Genomic DNA, 17,107 nt, shown 5'->3' with positions numbered 1-17,107 from the left:
GTGGCTAAATGTACGAGCAAATTCGTTCAAACAAACGAAAAACCTTCTTGATTGTGGGCTTTTTCATCCTAGTGATCATGCTCATTATGGCCCTGGCCGGCTATATTTTTGCTGGCAACTTCCTAACCGGAATGGTTATTGGCTTGATTGTGGGAGGCTTGTATATCGCCTTGGCCGTAAATTCTGCCCCTTCTTCCATGCTGCAGATGACCAAGGCCAAGCAAATCCACCAGGGCAAGTATGATTCCATCAAAGAACAGCAAGTCTACAATATTGTTAGCCAGTTAGCCATGATGCAAAACTTGCCCCAGCCTAAGGTGTATGTCGTAAAAGACAAGCAGCCCAACGCCTTTGCCATCGGTATGAAACCGGAAAATGCCAGTGTTGCAGTCACTACTGGACTTTTGAGCCGGCTAAACCGGGCGGAAATTGAGGGGGTAATCGCCCATGAAATTTCCCATATCCAAAACTACGACTCCAGACTCAAAGTAACCACCTTTGCCTTGGGGAGCTTTCTCATCCTAGTGGGCCATTTTCTCTTCCGGTCAGGCCAATTTGGCATGATGCGACCAGCCCGGTCAAGGGACCGGGATAATGACTCGGGTATTTTAGTCGTTTTCATCGGCTTTTTACTGGGTTTTTTGATCTTGATCTTTGGCCACTTATTCAGCCGTCTCATCCAAATGTGGGTCTCGCGTAACCGGGAATACCTGGCAGATGCCAGTGCAGCTGAAATGACCCGAAACCCTGATGCCCTAGCCAGTGCCCTGATGAAAATCTCCCAGATGGATCCCAGTGAAGTGGCCGACTCTTCTATGAGTGCCATGTACTTTTACAACCCCTTCAAAAAAACCGGCGATTCCATTTGGAGCACCCACCCTTCCACCCAAAACCGGATCAAGGCCTTAAAAAGACTTTAACTAAAGAGCCAGCAGAGGGAACTATCCTTCTGCTGGCTCTTTCTTTTAATAGTTAAGTTTTAGGTTTTTGCTAGTGCGGTAGTCTTCAATGTCCACTACCCGGTCACACCAGTGCTTGGCCAGTTCATAATCATGGGTAAAGACGAGCATGACTATCTGCTCTTCTTTTAAGTTTTGTAAGATTTGGCCAAAGCGGACCATGTGTTCATAGTCAAAGCCACTGGTGGGTTCATCAAAGATCAAGATTTCCTTGCCTGAGACAATGGCCGAAGCAATGAGGACCCGCTGCTTTTCCCCACCTGATAAGGTCATAGGGTGGCGGTTCTTCAAGTCCTTGATGTCCAGACGGTCTAAGAGCCGGTTAGGTAAGTTGTGCTCATCTTGCGGATCTGCCTCTTCCCACTTGGTCCCGACCACCAACTCATGCCAAACGGTGTGGTGGAAGAGCTGGTAGTTGACATCCTGCATAACAATAAAACTCTTCGCCAGTAAACTTTTCCGGTCTTGGCTAACCTGCTCCCATTTAATCTGGCCTTTTAAGGGTTGGCGAAGGCCCACCATCACATCAGCCAGAGTCGACTTGCCTATTCCAATGGGGCCGATCACAGCCGTCACTTCCCCATAAGAAAAAGCCAAGTTGATCCCTTCTAACAAGGGAAAGTCATAGCCAACTGCTAGCTGGTTTAAATCCAATACTGGTTTAAATACAGGATCTTTGGAAAAGTGGAGGTCAGACCCTAAGATTGGCTTATTGGTCCGCAAGCCGAGTTGGGCCAAATCATCTTCAGACAATGCTTGGAAAGCTTCGTGGTCCCAGACTTTTTCGACTCTTCCACCGGCTAATTTCAGGTAATAGTCTGCTAGGCCCCTAGTCCACTCTAGTCGGTGGTCTATGATAAGCAAAGTCATCCCTTGGCACTGCAAGGTCCCCACAATCCCCTTGATTCGGTCAATGGCGGCCTGGTCTAAGTTACTGGAAACCTCATCTAAAATTAGGACTTGGGGGTGTAAGATCAAGGTCGAAGCCAGGGCAATTAACTGCTTCTCCCCTCCTGACAAGTCAAAGATGGGCCGGTCCAGCAAGTTGTCAATCCCCATTAAGTCAACCACCCAGTCTAGACGCTTTTGGATACTGGCCTGGTCCAGTCCAATATTTTCACAAGGAAGGACAACTTCATCAGTGGTATTGAGGGTAAAGTGCTGAGTTCTCGGGTTTTGAAAAACACTGCCCACAATCCCTACATAATCATCTAAGCCATTCTTGCCAGCTTGCAGGTGGGCCAGTTCAAATTTACCTTGGACCTGACCTTCAATATATTCAGGGCTGATCCCGTTTAATAGGTTGGTCAAGGTTGACTTGCCTGACCCCGAATTGCCACAAACCACCAAGGTCTCCCCTTGGTTGAGACTCAGGTCCTCTATCTCAATTTGAGTCTCTTTTGACCCCTGGTAGGAAAAACGGCCAGCTTCTATCCTTAAATAGGTCATGCTAGTATCCCTCCAATCGTTACCACGGCCAGGGCAAGCCAGTAGCTATAGTCAATACCAGACAAGGTATAGGTCCGGTAGCTGGTCTGTTGCGCCTTACTATCCAAGCCCTTAGTCAAGGCAGCAATGGTCAAGTCACGGGCAGTAAAAGAAGTATTCATTAATAAAGGAATAATAAGGTATTCAAAAGCATTGACTGGGTGGGTTAGGACCCGCTTGGGGGAAAAATCAATCCCCCGCACCAAAAGGGCTTGCCGGATCCGGTTAAAGTCATGGATGACAGTGATGATAAACCGGGTCAAGACTGCTAGCCCAATCTTAAGGCCCTTGGGTGCTTTCAGCTTGGTCAGGGTGGCTGTCCATTCACTGATAGCGGTCGTTTTCAGTAAAAAAGCCCCGGCAATAATACTTAAAATCATTTGCCTTAAACCAATAGACAAGAAAGAGAGGATAAACAAGAGAAAAGGGTGGAAGCTGACTTGGCCAAGCAGGTTAAAGACCAAGACTTGCAGGCTATAAACCACTAAGAAGAAAATGATCCATTTGTAGTCCCTTGAGAACAGGAAGAGAGAAAGATAGAGTAGGACCAGGATTATTTCGATCCAAAAGGGGATGTTAAAGAGGATCAGTTGTGGGGTAGCCAAAAGGAAAATTAACTTGGTCCTTAAATCTATGGCCGGTTGCTTACTTACCACTGGCTTCATCCTGGACAAAGTGTTTGTTAATTAAGGTTCGCCCGATCCAGGCCCCAATAATACCCGCGATGACCAAAGCAAGCAAGACAATAAGGGCACTAGTAAAGTTAATCGAAGAAAAGACCCTTTGAACCTGGCTGACACTCTGGCCAGTCCCTTCGATATGGTCGGTATAGGAAGATTGGAAGACGAAGATGGGAAGGACTGGACCAATATTTGAAAAAGTAAAGACTAGGTAAGAAATAAAGAGAAGCTTGGAATCGCGATAATTTCCTTTCTGGGCAATCCAGTCTGCCAACAAACCAAATAAAATGCTAAGTAAAATTGCTAGGGGGTAGCGGCCACTAATTAAGTAAAAGACTCCAATAACACTGGCCATCAGGGTAATGCCACCAAATTTAGGAACTTTTAAAGCCAAAAGGTAGTAAACACTACCGGCCAAAAGGGCAATTAAAATGGGAATAAAAATAAAAGAATAACCTGGAATTAAAAAGACCGTTAGCATAGCCGACACCGCAATGATCAAAAAGTAGATGGCAGTGTAGGCCAAGGTCAAAATAATATCCTGGGTCTTGAGTTGGAACTTCATGGATCCTTTCATCTCCTCTAACATATGAACTTGTCACTAGAAAAAAAGCCCAAAATGAGCTTTTTCCTAGTATTCACTGTAATATCTTACCTAAACTGCCTAGTCGGTTCAAGCTTATTGACTGGACTTATTTTTGTTCTAAGCTAGAATTTTCAAAGCTTTTCAACAAGCTGGCCAAGCTAAAGTCAGAAGAAGGATTGCATTTACCAGGAGGGTATTAGATAATGAACTTAATCTATTATAAAGGTTTGATTATTGATGTCGTTTAAGTTGACCCCCCAGGTCCACTTGGGTAAATTGGTCTTAAATGTCCAAAATTTGTGGACCATGCTGATTTTTTACCAGACTAAGATTGGCTTGGATGTTCTAGATACTTCACGGTCCCATGCTGTCTTAGGCCTAGCCAAGGAAAACCGACCCATGCTAGAACTTCGGGCAAGTAAGAAAGAAAAAACTAGTCAGGCTCATCCTGGTCTCTACCACTTTGCCATCCTCCTCCCCAGCAGAAGGGACTTGGCCAACATCCTCTTTACCATGATTACCCAGAAAAATATGGACATTCAAGGGGCTTCTGACCAAGGCTTCAGCGAATCCATCTACCTAGAAGATCCAGAAGGCAATACCATTGAACTGAGCCGGGACAAGGACCCTGACCTGTGGCCTGTTTTAGAAGATGGGTCCATCCCCAGCCAAACCAAGGACTTGGATGTTAATGGGGTTTTGGATGAGAAGGATGTTGAAGCTTACGACGGCTTGCCGGAGGGAACCCGGCTCGGCCATATCCATTTGATGGTTTCTGATTTAGACCAGTCACGGCACTTCTACCAAGACCAACTTGGTTTTGACCTGAAATACGATGGCGATGGTGTCCTGTTTTTCGCTGCTGGCTTTTACCACCACCAGCTAGCCCTCAATGCCTTCACTACTGAAAAATGCCAGCCACTTGAACCAGGCCAACCCGGCTTAAGCTCCTTTAGCCTAGTCATAGACGAAAAAGAGTCCTTTGACCAATTACTGGACCGGCTAACTGGTTTAAGGGAAGTAAACCAAGTCAGTTCAACCAGCTTCAAAGTCACCGACCCGGACGGCCTGGTCATCCTCATTGAATGTGGGTCTAGGCTAAACTAAGCAAGGAGGAGTCTATGTCACCCTTATTCAAGCAATTTTACAAGCAAAGCCTCAGCCAGCGCCTCAAAGCTCTGGAAAAGGCCGAATACCTTGACCCTGACCAGGCGGGTAAACTCCAGTCAGGGGAACTGGGTTTGACCCATGAAGCTGGCGACCATATGATTGAAAACTACATCGGCACCTATACCCTCCCTATGGGGCTGGCTCTCCACTTTCTACTCGATGGCAAGAACTACCTGGTTCCCATGGCTATTGAAGAGCCCTCTGTCATTGCCGCTGCCAGCAACGGTGCCAAGATGGTAGCCCAAAGCGGTGGTTTCCATACAGTCAAGGAAAACCGGCTGATGATCGGTCAAGTGGTCATAGCCGGAAGCACAAAACCTAGCCAGGACCGGGGAAAAATCCTGAGCCACCAGCAAGACTTAATCGACCTAGCCAATGCTAGCTATCCCTCTATTGGTAAAAGAGGGGGTGGGGCCCGAGGCATTCAAGTCAAACAGTTTGACTCAGACCTGGGCCAGGATATGGGAAGCTATCTGGCAGTCTACTTGACTGTTGACTGCCAGGAAGCCATGGGGGCTAACATTATCAACACCATGCTGGAAGCCCTGGCTCCTGAAATTGACCGCCTAACCAGCGGCCAGGTCTTGATATCCATCTTATCTAACCTGGCCACTGAGTCCCTTGTCAGCCTTTCCTGCCAAGTAGAGCCCAAATTTTTAGCCAAGGGTGACATGACTGGAGAGGCAGTCCGGGACCAAATCATCCAGGCCTACCAGTATGCCTGCTTGGATCCCTACCGAGCAGCCACCCACAACAAGGGGATTATGAACGGAGTGGACGGCCTGGTCCTAGCTAGTGGCAATGATTGGCGGGCAATTGAAGCAGGAGCCCATGCTTACGCCAGTATAACTGGCCACTACCGCCCCTTGTCCAAGTGGGAAAAGACCCAAGACGGGCAGTTAAATGGGACCATTACCCTGCCCTTGCCAATTGCCACAGTTGGTGGAGCGATTGCCTCCCACCCAGGAGCCCAAGTCAGTCAGCAAATCCTAGGACAGCCCACTGCTAGGGAATTAGCCCGGCTGATTGCAACAGTGGGGCTAGCCCAGAACCTATCGGCCCTCCGTGCCTTGGTCACAACCGGCATCCAAGAAGGACACATGTCCCTCCAGGCAAGGTCTTTGGCCATGAGCGCTGGGGCCCGGGGCGACAAGATCCAAAAGCTGGCCGACCGCTTAATTGACCAAGACCAAATGAATTTAGCAACTGCCCGGGCCCTGCTCAAGAGCATGGAAGAAGACTAAATTTTCTAGCTAGCAAAAGCACCAGACCCAGGTCGTCTGACCTGGGTCTGGTGCCTCTGTTAATGCATGTGTAAAGTTGTAAATTTATAATTGTAGAATTATGGACTGGGAATTCTATAATCGCAGTCCAATTGTAGAACTTCTGAACAGAAATTCTATAATCGCAGTCCAATTGTAGAACTTCTGAACAGAAATTCTATAATCGCAGACCAATTGTAGAACTTCGGAATAGATATTCTATAATCACAGTCCAATTGTAGAACTTCGGCGCAAAAATTCTACAATCACAATTTAATTATAGAACTAAACTAAAATCGTCCAGTCCCTTCACCGCTCCAAGTAATAGGACTTGACCGTTTCCTCTTTTTTAGCTAGTTACTCCCCTCCTAGCTTTCACCAGCCATGTTAAGTCAAGCGCCGGTAGTAACGGATGTGATCAGCCACCCGGTCTAAAACAAAACGGCCTGGAAACTGGTTACTTTTATCTGTCATGTAAGTTTGGCCATCTTGAGGCAGGCTAAAGGTTAGCAAGTCCTGGTAGCTGTCCATCTCTAATGCTGAACGCTGGTTGACAACCTGGTCGAAGTCAACTTCTTGTAAGCTTTCCTTGTAGCCTGGCTGGAGCTGGATGCTAAAGAACTCACCAACAGCCCCAGAACCATAAGAGTAGAGGCCAATCCGGTCACCAGCCTCCAGGTCACTTGCCTGGTCTAAAAGGGAAATCAGACTCAAGTAAAGAGAGCCAGTATAGATATTACCGACCCGCTTATTGTAGTAGCGACCGGGCTCGTAATAGGCTAGCAGACGGTCAATCTCTTCCTGGTCTTCAAAATCTCCTAGTTTGAGTAAAGCCTTTTTCCCCATCTTGGTATAGGGGCTGTGGAAGACCATAGCCTTGAAATCCTTAGCAGACAGCTGGTTTTTGATCTTATACTGGCGCCAGACTTCTGCCAGGTTGGACAAGTAGGCCTGGTTGGAAAACTTACCATCTACATGGGCATAATCGCTGTAGTTGGGCCGCCAAAAGTCTGCAATATTTTGGGTCAGCATGGCACTGTCATTGTTGACCACAGCAATAGCAGGGTCACGGTTGACTAAGATGGCGACCGCCCCAGCTCCTTGAGTGGGCTCGCCCCCTGTTTCCAAACCGTACTTAGCTATGTCTGAGCCGATTACTAAAACCTTGGAGTCAGGGTTTAAGGCTAGGTGGGCCACAGCCAGTTTGAGTCCAGCCGTAGCCCCATAGCAGGCCTGCTTGATTTCCAGGCTTCTAGCATGGGGGTTGATCCCCAGCAGGTCATGAACCCAGCTGGCCACCGACTTGGACTGGTCGACCCCAGATTCGGTACCGACTATCACCATGTCAATAGCAGCCTTGTCTTCTTCACTTAAGATTAAATTACCGGCATTAGCCGCCAAGCTGACGGCATCATCACTTTCTTCAGGGACAGCCATGGCTTCTTGGCCTAGCCCCTTGATATATTTATTAGGGTCTTGGGACCGGGCTTGGGCCAGACTCGCCATTTCCAAGTACCTGGTTGGAGTCGCAAAAGCCAGCTTGTCAATTCCTATTTGCATATTGAACCTCCTAAAATAATCACTTACCACTATTATAGCGGTCTTGGGCCAAGCGATATTAAGAAGATTTTAAAATCAGCAAATAATATTAAGAATTCTTAAAAGTAGTGCTATACTAGTTATACTAAAAACTTAAAGGACGTGACCCTTTGCAATTTTCAAAACTAGGTCGAAAACGAATTATCCGGCTTGGCTTGCTTTACCTCTTGCAGCTTGGGCTACTAGCCCTCTTTAGTATATTGGTGGCAAGCTCTGCCCAAAACTACCTGGCCCTCGTCGCCATCTCTTCCCTGTTTTTCGCCACCATCATTATCAATTACGATACCCAACCGGAATTTAAAATGTCTTGGATCTTTATCATCCTCTTCCTCCCCATCTTCGGGGGGATCCTCTATCTCTTTCTTAGGAAGCAAACCCAATGGAATGGCTACGAGGAGAAGTTAACTGAAATTAATAAAAAAGTTGACCTGAGTTTAAAAGACTACCCCAATATCTTGGAAGACTATCCGGATATGGACCCAGATGCCAAGCACTTAAGTAATTTTATCACCAAAACCTTTAAAGTCTTGCCCTCCAACAAGACCCACTCCACCTATATGCCCCTAGGAGAGGACCTCTTTGAAGCTTTGAAGGAAGACCTGCGCCAGGCTAAAAAATATATTTTTTTGGAATTTTACATATTGGAAAAAGGGACCATGTTGGACGAAATCCTAGAAATCTTATTTGACAAGGCCCAAGAAGGGCTTGACATCCGACTTTTGTATGATGATGTGGGGAATATTTTGCGGATCGATGAAAACTTTGTGTCCTACTTAAATGAAAAAGGCATCAAGACCTCGGTTTTTAACCCCTTGGATTGGCGGCTGACTTTTCAATACAACTACCGGGACCACCGCAAAATTATGGTGGTTGATGGCAAGATTGGCTACACCGGTGGCATGAATATAGGAGATAACTATATCAACCGGGTTGAGAAAGCAGGCCACTGGAAGGATGGCGGTATCCGTCTAGAAGGCCAGGGCGTTTGGGGCTTTACCACCATGTTCCTGTCTTTGTGGGATTATTTGAATGACGATACCCAGGATTTCAGGGACTTCCACCCTGATGAGTATAAAAGTGCCAATGAAGTTGTGACACCAGGTGGCTATGTCCACCCCTTTGCCGATGACCCCACCAACCGGATCCAAATTTCAGAGAGCTTGTATTTGAAATTGATCTACAATGCCAAGGAGTCCATCTACCTAAAAACCCCTTACCTTATCTTCAGTCAAAAGCTCTATTCGGCCTTGGAGAATGCTGCCTTGTCGGGGGTAGATGTCCGCATTGTGACCCCAGGTATTCCGGACAAGAAGATTGTCTTTGAGACCACCCAGTCTTTTTACGACAAGTTGCTAGAAGTTGGTGTCAAGATTTATGAGTATGCGCCCGGTTTTATCCACGAAAAAGTTATTATTATTGACCAAGATTTTGCGATTAACGGGACCATCAACTTCGACTACCGCAGCCTCCACCACTCTTTTGAATGTGGCGTTTTGTTTTACAATACCCAAAGTATTATCGATATGAAAAATGATTTTGACAACCTCTTCCCTATCTGCCGGCAAGTTAGCTTGGAAGAAAACCAAGATATTTCGGTTCCCCGACAAATCATGCGGAGCTTCCTGCAATTTTTCGCTCCGCTGATGTAGGCCAATTATCCCCTCTTCCTTGGCCCGGCAGTTTTGTACCTTGCTTATCTAGGCCAACTGGCAGAAATGAAGTTTGCCAAATGGCCCGCCTGATTATGGCCTGGACCATTTTTTCTTAGTTCGCCAGCTAGTTTGAGCCTGGCCTATTTCGTCTTAGTTCTCTTAACTAATGTCTGCCACCATTGGTCTAGCCTATGCCTTTCCTAAAGTAACGATATACTAACCTGGTCCCTGCTAGGGGCCAGGTTTTTTCACTTGACATTGGCAGTATTATCCTTTATTTTGAAAATGCTTACAATTTTAAAATCGCCACCCTATAGGAGTGAGAACCATGAATACCCATTACCAGTTTGGCCCTATCTCCCTAACCTTCTTAGACACACTCCGGTCCTTTAGAGACGGGGGCACCCTCTTCGGCCCTGTCCCCAAGGCCTTGTGGAACCGGAAAATGCCTGCCAACGACAACAATGAAATTCCGGAAGTGATTGACCCCATCCTCATCCAATACCAGTCTAAAAACTACCTGGTGGATACGTCTTATGGGACTTCCAAAATGCGGGAGAAAGACAAGAAAATTGCCGTTTTAGACAGTGATTCGCGCCTGGTTGATAGCCTGGCCCAAGAAGGTCTTGCCCCAGAAGACATTGACGTCATCATCCAAACCCACATGCACGATGACCATGCTGGGGGGCTAACCGAGCTGAAAGATGGACAAGTGTTCCCAGTCTTCCCGAATGCCACTATCTATGTCAATGCTATTGAATGGGAGGAAGTCCGCCACCCCAACAAGAGAACGGCAGGCACCTATAAGAAGGAAAACTGGCAAGCAGTCCAAGACCAAGTAACTACCTGGTCAGACCAGCATGCCCTCAATGATGCCATGACCCTCCACCACACGGGAGGCCACTCAAGAGGGCATTCCATCCTGTCTATCAAGCAGGGAGACCAAGAAATTCTCCACCTAGCCGACTTGCTCATTACCCTGGCCCACCTCAATCCCCTTTGGGTTCCAGGACTGGATGACTACCCGATGGATTCGATCGCCGGCAAGGAAAAGTGGCTCAACTACGGCTTCAAGAACCAGTGCAAGTTTATTTTTTACCACGACCCCTATTACGCCATGGTCCAGTTTGACACAGATGGAAAAGAAATCGTCGACTCCCTCAAACGTGAAAAAGAAGCCTACCTGCCAAAATCAGAGGAATATATGCAGTCCTGATTCTTACAATAAGCTTAAACTAAAAAAATGGTCATTTTTTAACCCAGACCGCTTAATAGAGACACTCTACTTTTTTGGGGCAACTGTTTGAAGTTGCCTCTTTTTAATGACCAGCTCTCCTAGTCTAGGACTGATCGTGCCGGTCCAAGTTGCCAGACCCCCTTGGCAAGGACTTGTTCTTGGGGAGGGGAGAAATAAGCCAAGCGACTGGGCTGAACACAGGTATTTTCCTAGGAGAGAGCATAAGCTAAACCTGAGTCTGATCATTGCTTAACAGAAGATTTAAGCTTGCTTGTTAGTTAACGACGACTATAGACTTCTGCATTTATGATAGCTGCAATGGTACTTGACTTGCTCGCAGTTATTTTTCTTTAACTACTAATGTTATCCATAATTTAATGACGGTTTTCTCGAACAACAGATATTATTTTATAATTCTAGTGGTTTTCTTAAAAGCCATTGGTATTTAAGAAGACTAAAGTCCCTCTCGGTTAACCCTATTTTATATCGCATATTATTTTATCCTTGACTTTGGCCCATTTCCGCTTTTTCACACAAAAAAGCCAGGCAAGAAGGCATCGAGTCCTTCCTACCTGGCTGGCGGTGGGCAATTAGGTGATTTCCACTGCCATCGCTACCCCTTCAGCTTTAAATTTTTCGGTTAGTTTTTTCAGCATGGTTTCAGTCATTTTATCTAGGTCATATTGGGGGTTGAAGTCCCACTCCTCTCGGGCTGCAGAATCATCCAAGGAGTTAGGCCAGGATTCAGCAATCTTCTGTAAGTCCGGGTTCACTTCATAGGTCAAGTCAAAGTCCGGGATAAAGTTGCGGATAGAAGCAGCGATCTCTTCTGGCTCAAAGGACATGCCTGTGACATTGAAGCCATTGCGGTGGACTAGGCGGTTTGGATCAGCCTCCATCAACTGGACCATGCAGTCGATGGCATCATCCATAAACATCATGTCCATGTAAGTTCCCTTGTCGATATAAGATGCATAGGTCTTGTTTTTCAAGGCTTCATAATAAATGTCCACTGCATAATCCGTTGTCCCGCCCCCTGGTTCAACCTTGTAGGAAATCAAGCCAGGAAAACGGACGGACCGGGTGTCCAGGCCGTACTTGGTGTGGTAGTAGTCACACAGGAGCTCCCCTGCTACTTTGGAGACCCCATAGATGGTGTTCGGTCGCATCACCGTATCCTGTGGGGTCTGGTCTGCTGGGGTTTCGGGCCCGAAGACGGCAATAGAAGATGGGGCAAAGACCATGGCCCCCACTTGCCGGGCTACTTCCAGGGCATTGTTTAGTCCAGTCATGTTCAAGTTCCAGGCAAATTGCGGTTCTCGCTCAGCTACCGCTGACAAGCTGGCAGCCAGGTGGACGATGGTATCCACCTGGTACTTTTTAGCTACTTCTAAAAAGCGGTCATAATCCATCACATCTAATTCTTCAAAGATCCCCTCTTCAACGGTTGCGTTATGGGCCACTTTCTCTAAACCACTAGCAACCACCTTGTCTGGGCCAAGCTTTTGACGCAAGCGTTCGGCTAACTCCGACCCAATCTGGCCTAAAGACCCCGTAATCAATACTCTTTCCATGTTTAGCCTCCTAGTTGATAATGTTTAATTCCCGGCCAACTTCTTGGTAAATCTTGATGGCTTGGTCGATCATGTCCTTGCTGTGACCGGCATTAGGCATGTTACGTACCCGGCCTGTCCCTAGTGGTACGGTTGGGTATACGATAGGCTTAGCATAGACCCCTTTTTCCATTAACTTATGGGAAAATTCTTGGGCTAGTTTCTCATCTCCCAGAATGACTGGGGTAATAGGGGTTTGGGACTGTCCTATGTCGTAGCCAATCTTTTTAAGTTCTGCTTTAAAGTAGTTGGCATTGTCCCAAACCTTTTGGACCAATTCGGGCTGGTCTTGCATGAGGTCAATAGCTCTAATAATAGCCCCAGCTGAGCCTGGGGTGAGTGAGGTTGAGAAAAGGAAGGGTCTTGCTTGAGACTTGAGCCACTTGATCAGGAGGGAGGAACCCGCAATATAGCCGCCGACAACCCCTACTCCTTTAGACAAGGTTCCTAATTGCATGTCAATCTTGTCTTGAAGGCCGAACTCCTTAACAGTCCCGGCACCTTTACCTAAAACACCAGTCCCGTGGGCATCATCCACATAGGTAATGAGGTCATACTTGTCAGCGATTTCAACAATTTTGTCAATTTGAGCAATATCTCCATCCATAGAGAAAACCCCATCGGTGATGAACATAATCTTACCGTATTGTCCACTTTCACTGGCTTCTTTAGCCTTGGCCTCAAGGTCTGCCATATCTTGGTGGTTGACCCGGATAATCTTCGCTCCTGACAGACGACAGCCATCAATAATAGAAGCATGGTTGAGCTCGTCAGACAAGATGGCATCCCCCTTTTTCATAACGGCTGGGATAGCCCCAATATTGCCATTAAAACCGGACTGAAAGGCAATGGCATCTTCTGTCCCCTTAAAGTCTGCAATCTTCTCTTCTAACTTGCGGTGGATGTCTAAGGTCCCGTTGATGGTCCGGACAGCCCCAGCTCCTACACCATATTGCTTGGTAGCTGCAATATCAGCATCAATTAGTTCCTGTCTAGTAGCAAAGCCAAGATAGTTGTTGGAGGCAAAGTTAATCAGTTCTCGGCCCTCAATTTTAATTATGGGACCATTCCCCTGGTCCTCCAGGACATCAATGGTCGTCAGCAGTCCTTTTTCTTCTAATTCTTCCAGGTTCGATTTTAAAAACGTTTCCAAAATTTGTGACATATTTTCCATCCTCCCTATTTATTTGACAACTTTATTATAGGAAATCAATAAACCGTTTTCAATCTTTTAGAGTTTATTTTAACAAACTTTCATTCTGGACCCAAGAAGATTGAATACCATGAAAAGCCATACCACAATCACATTAGAATTGAGTGCAGTATGGCCATAGCAAGCGCTTATAGGGATTCAATTGAATGAGTCCTTAACTTAGGAAAAGTTTGAAATTAATTCCTCTAAGCTTTTGAAAAAACTAACCAGGAGTCTAGTTTATCGTCGGGTTTTTCCCAGCTAGCTTCCACCTTTTGACCACTTTGAGTGTCTGATATGCCTAACTTACCACCCTTGCCCAAAATATAAAGGGTGTAAGCAAGGTCTGTCTTCGCATCAAATGATCCATGAATCGTATCTCCCTCTGTATAAATTTGCCATTCGTTTAAATTAGGTATGTCTAAAGGGTCGTCAAATTTTTCAATTTCTTTTTGGTTGGTGTGCAGCTGGCCACCGTCCATATTTTTAATGGTAACCTTCTTACCGTCAGGGTTAACTGCTGGGGAGGTCCAGGCTTGTCCACTATCGTTAATAGCCACCAGTGAGAATTCATCCAAACCCTTAAGCAATTCTTCAGGAATGTAAAAATCTTCTCCATTACTCTTATTTAAAACTGCCTTGTCTTCAACCATGATGCCCACTGCCTCAAAATTCTTGCCTGTATCATTTTGGACCACAAGGCCCGGATCAATTTCATCTTGTTTACGGGTCACCACTAATAGTAAACCACCGATACAAAGAAGGCCGACTAAAGCTAGTATTATTTTTTTAATCATCTATAGGACCCTTTCTACTTTTTTATTTTTAATCAGATAATTTTTACTTGCTATTGTTTTGAAATCATTGTCATGACTCACAACTACAATGGTTTTTCCTTCATGGTTGAGTTCCAGTAAAGTCTGCATGACCATTTGCTTGTTGGTTTCATCCAATAACCCAGTGGGTTCGTCAGCTAACATCAAGTCAAAGGGTTTGACCATGTTCCGGGCTAGGGCCAAACGTTGCTGTTGTCCTCCGGAAAGCTCATAAAGCTTGGATTCTTGTTTGTCTTCAAGCCCCACCTTCAAAAGGGCCTGGTCTATGGCTTGGCCTTTGCTTTCAAACTGGCTATATTTCACTGCTAGCATCATATTTTCTTTAACTGTCATATTATCCACTAGGGCGAAGTTTTGAAAAAGATAAGCTATTTTAGTTCGTCTTAACAATTCACTTGTTTTTTTCTCTTTGCACTGGGTCCAGTTTATTAAAACACTCCAAGTGACCAGCTTGGTAGTCTTCTAATGTTCCCATGATATTCAATAAAGTTGACTTTCCTCCACCACTTGCACCAAATATACAAATCAAGTCACCCGGATAGACCTCTAAGTTAACCTGGTCTAGAATCGTGTGCGAGCCATATTGTTTGGAAAGCTCAGTCATTTTTATCAGTGGATTTAAACTCATTTAAGTTCCCTCCTTCAATCCTTCTACCATCCGGCTCTCCCTCTTCTTCCAAGACCTGTATTCCAACAAGAAAGATAGGTAAAGGCACAAAGTAACCAAGAGATTCAGTATAGGAAAGAATTGGTTTAGCCAACCACCCTCTGGGCTGTAAAGACCATAGGAAGACAGGTAGTCACTGGCAAGCAAAAAGACACTTAGGGCCATAATACTTAAGCCATAAAGGAGGAAGTTTTGAACTAATTTCCTTTTATGGATGGCCACTTGCGGGTAGCCCAAAAGTCTTAAAACCTCGATCCTTTGTCCCTGACTATAAAAATAGTTGTCACGGTCGATAGCTAGGACAGAAAACAAGATAAAAAGAGCCAAAATGAAGGCAAAGAGATAAATAAAACTCTCAATTTTATATTCTTCAATACGGTAGGTCATATCATTAAAAATATTGGAAACATAGAGGATATACGGACTGGCCTTGGTTTGATCGATGGTCTCCTTCAAGCTCTGATAGGCCTGTTGAGGCTGGGTGAGATAAGGATGGAAGCTAGCATTGACTAGGGATGGTAATTTAATGCTAAAAGCCGGGTCAAGTTCACTGCCCTGGACCATGATGAAGACATAGTCCCTTAGATTGCCTTCACTAATCTTTTGCCGACTATCAAAGCTAAACACTTCTTGTTTGTCTTGGATAAAAACGTAGTCTTCGGTAATTGCTTCTTTATCTAAAACCTGGTCAAAATGGTCCTGCCTAATTGCTCTTCGGTCTTCTTCTGTTACGTCCAAAGACTCAGGTACAAAGATAGTCCAAGCCTTATCTTTCATTTCATAATCTTTTAAAACTTGACCCTTGTCATCCAATAAGGAGCTGACATCCAAGTAATTTTGATTGATATAGGCATATTTCCCATTAAAAGGCAGACTATTTAAGTAGTCTTGGTCTTCCCTTAGCTGTGAGTTTAATTCAGTCATATTGGGACTTTCAAACAAGATAGCCCCTTGGTCGTCTAATTGGTCCCACAAGTCATTTAGGTTAGGAAGAATCTGACTCTGGAATTTTTGGTCGTTTTCTTCATAAGACATAGGCCAAGAACAAGCAATATTACCGTAAGCTTGTGCCTTATCCCAGCTTGCCAAGTATGGTTGCATTCTTAAATAGTTTGCTAGACCAAAAACCGATAGGGTCAAAAGATAGAGGACTAGAGTGAGGGAAGCAGTCTTAGCAAACAAAAATAGCTTGCTATGATAAGTGCGCATGCCCTTTAACCATAAAAGGGTCTTGCTTTTTTGCACTTTCCACATTAAGAGGATACATTCTAAGCCGAACAAAAGGCCCACTATTATAGTAAAGAAGAGGTAAAAATCTTTGACTGCAAGGATAAAACGGAGCAAGGACTTGCTTTGGCTGAAGAAATAAAGCAGCAAAGTTGATAAGAAAAGGGATAGCAAACTAGGCCCTAGTAAAAGGAAGGCGGACTTGTGGGGTGAAAATTCTGCTTTATTGTAGCCCAATAAATTCACTACAGATATCTCTTTGGATAGAGTGCTATTATACATGATGAAGCAGAAGATCAAACTTGCAGCCAAAACAAAGACTGAAAGACCATAGATGAAGGCCTGTTTGACAGTATATTGACTAACTTGGGAAAAGTTGGGATCAATATTCGCTTGAATAGCTAGACTGGTCTTTTGGTTTAATTGGTCTACAAAATCTTGGACCCTATCTGCTTTCCCCTTAACCTGGTAGTCCCCATTGAAGTCTTCCGGATTGATCTCAGCAAAGGGCCTAGCTTGCAGTTTTTTTCGAGTTAACAGAGTTGATAGATGTTCTGCGTCAAATTGACCTAGACCAGGCTGGTCTTGGCTTGACTTTTCACTTGGTCCAAGGCCTTGACCACTAACATAAAAATAGATCTCTTGCTTGGCATAAGGACTATCCTTTGGCGGAGAAACTTGTTTTACAAAGATCAAATCATTTGCTTGAGCTAGGACCTGGATTGTTTCGATGTTCTGTTTTATCTGTTCTGGATTGCTCACAATATTAACTGTAGTATCAAATTCTTTAAATACTTGTTTCATGACGGTATCGTCACGGTAGATAAAGTATCCCAGACTTAGAACCACCATGAGGACTACGGTCAGTATCCCAGTCGTTTTTTTCATTTTTATTCCTCGCTGTCTTGAATACTATCTTTTTAATAGTAGCTCCAAGGC

General features: G+C 45.2%; 15 protein-coding genes. 5 read left to right on the top strand and 10 right to left on the bottom strand.

The annotated features are described in order from the left end of the window. The first annotated feature begins 8 nt into the window (after positions 1-8). The gene (locus HMPREF9698_RS06195) at positions 9-920 is read left to right on the top strand and encodes a M48 family metalloprotease (RefSeq protein WP_003778407.1); all 912 of its coding nucleotides are present in this window, start codon (positions 9-11) and stop codon (positions 918-920) included. A 45-nt stretch (positions 921-965) separates the two neighbouring features. Here HMPREF9698_RS06195 and HMPREF9698_RS06190 read toward each other — a convergent pair whose 3' ends face one another. Genes HMPREF9698_RS06190 through HMPREF9698_RS06180 form a run of 3 tightly spaced genes read right to left on the bottom strand, consistent with a single transcriptional unit; the run spans position 966 to position 3,692 of the window. Next, entirely contained in the window at positions 966-2,408 is a 1,443-nt protein-coding gene (locus tag HMPREF9698_RS06190) for an ABC transporter ATP-binding protein (RefSeq protein ID WP_003778406.1), read from the bottom strand. Continuing rightward, complete coding sequence (locus HMPREF9698_RS06185) at positions 2,405-3,103, bottom strand: energy-coupling factor transporter transmembrane component T (RefSeq protein ID WP_003778404.1); 699 nt, start codon at positions 3,101-3,103, stop codon at positions 2,405-2,407. The genes HMPREF9698_RS06190 and HMPREF9698_RS06185 overlap by 4 nt, the downstream gene beginning before the upstream one ends. After that, positions 3,093-3,692, bottom strand: coding sequence for an MptD family putative ECF transporter S component (locus HMPREF9698_RS06180; RefSeq protein WP_003778402.1), 600 nt, complete (start codon positions 3,690-3,692; stop codon positions 3,093-3,095). The genes HMPREF9698_RS06185 and HMPREF9698_RS06180 overlap by 11 nt, the downstream gene beginning before the upstream one ends. 258 nt (positions 3,693-3,950) lie before the next feature. Here HMPREF9698_RS06180 and HMPREF9698_RS06175 point away from each other — a divergent pair, with 258 nt between their 5' ends. Both HMPREF9698_RS06175 and HMPREF9698_RS06170 read left to right on the top strand, forming a co-directional pair. Continuing rightward, a complete protein-coding gene (locus tag HMPREF9698_RS06175) occupies positions 3,951-4,820 on the top strand; it encodes a VOC family protein (RefSeq protein WP_003778400.1) in 870 nt (289 codons plus the stop codon). Between the two features lie 14 nt (positions 4,821-4,834). Continuing rightward, positions 4,835-6,127, top strand: a complete 1,293-nt coding sequence (locus HMPREF9698_RS06170) for a hydroxymethylglutaryl-CoA reductase, degradative (RefSeq protein ID WP_003778398.1) — start codon at positions 4,835-4,837, stop codon at positions 6,125-6,127. A gap of 405 nt (positions 6,128-6,532) precedes the next feature. Here HMPREF9698_RS06170 and HMPREF9698_RS06165 read toward each other — a convergent pair whose 3' ends face one another. Further along, positions 6,533-7,705, bottom strand: coding sequence for a hydroxymethylglutaryl-CoA synthase (locus HMPREF9698_RS06165; RefSeq protein WP_003778396.1), 1,173 nt, complete (start codon positions 7,703-7,705; stop codon positions 6,533-6,535). Between the two features lie 149 nt (positions 7,706-7,854). Here HMPREF9698_RS06165 and cls point away from each other — a divergent pair, with 149 nt between their 5' ends. After that, positions 7,855-9,393, top strand: a complete 1,539-nt coding sequence (gene cls / locus HMPREF9698_RS06160) for a cardiolipin synthase (RefSeq protein ID WP_003778394.1) — start codon at positions 7,855-7,857, stop codon at positions 9,391-9,393. A gap of 331 nt (positions 9,394-9,724) precedes the next feature. Continuing rightward, the gene (locus tag HMPREF9698_RS06155; RefSeq protein WP_003778392.1) at positions 9,725-10,612 is read left to right on the top strand and encodes an MBL fold metallo-hydrolase; all 888 of its coding nucleotides are present in this window, start codon (positions 9,725-9,727) and stop codon (positions 10,610-10,612) included. A gap of 611 nt (positions 10,613-11,223) precedes the next feature. On the opposite strand, the gene HMPREF9698_RS06150 is transcribed toward HMPREF9698_RS06155, so the two are convergent. The 6 genes from HMPREF9698_RS06150 to HMPREF9698_RS06130 form a co-directional block, all read right to left on the bottom strand. Further along, a complete protein-coding gene (locus tag HMPREF9698_RS06150) occupies positions 11,224-12,207 on the bottom strand; it encodes an NAD-dependent epimerase/dehydratase family protein (RefSeq protein ID WP_003778389.1) in 984 nt (327 codons plus the stop codon). Between the two features lie 10 nt (positions 12,208-12,217). Then, positions 12,218-13,411, bottom strand: coding sequence for a glycine C-acetyltransferase (locus tag HMPREF9698_RS06145; RefSeq protein WP_003778387.1), 1,194 nt, complete (start codon positions 13,409-13,411; stop codon positions 12,218-12,220). 233 nt (positions 13,412-13,644) lie between these two features. Next, positions 13,645-14,235: a hypothetical protein gene (locus tag HMPREF9698_RS06140; protein ID WP_003778385.1), complete on the bottom strand. Its 591-nt coding sequence runs from the start codon at positions 14,233-14,235 to the stop codon at positions 13,645-13,647. Further along, positions 14,236-14,664, bottom strand: coding sequence for an ATP-binding cassette domain-containing protein (locus tag HMPREF9698_RS06135; protein ID WP_258865645.1), 429 nt, complete (start codon positions 14,662-14,664; stop codon positions 14,236-14,238). A gap of 1 nt (position 14,665) precedes the next feature. Then, positions 14,666-14,902 (bottom strand): ATP-binding cassette domain-containing protein, encoded by a 237-nt coding sequence (locus HMPREF9698_RS09195; protein ID WP_003778381.1) that lies wholly within the window; start codon positions 14,900-14,902, stop codon positions 14,666-14,668. Further along, positions 14,903-17,056, bottom strand: coding sequence for a hypothetical protein (locus HMPREF9698_RS06130; protein WP_003778379.1), 2,154 nt, complete (start codon positions 17,054-17,056; stop codon positions 14,903-14,905). It abuts the gene before it with no gap. Positions 17,057-17,107: the final 51 nt, after the last annotated feature.

The sequence above is a fragment of the Alloiococcus otitis ATCC 51267 genome (assembly GCF_000315445.1).
GTDB lineage: Bacteria > Bacillota > Bacilli > Lactobacillales > Carnobacteriaceae_A > Alloiococcus > Alloiococcus otitis.
Note: the sequence above shows the minus strand (reverse complement) of the source record. Positions and strands in the feature narration are given on the sequence as shown.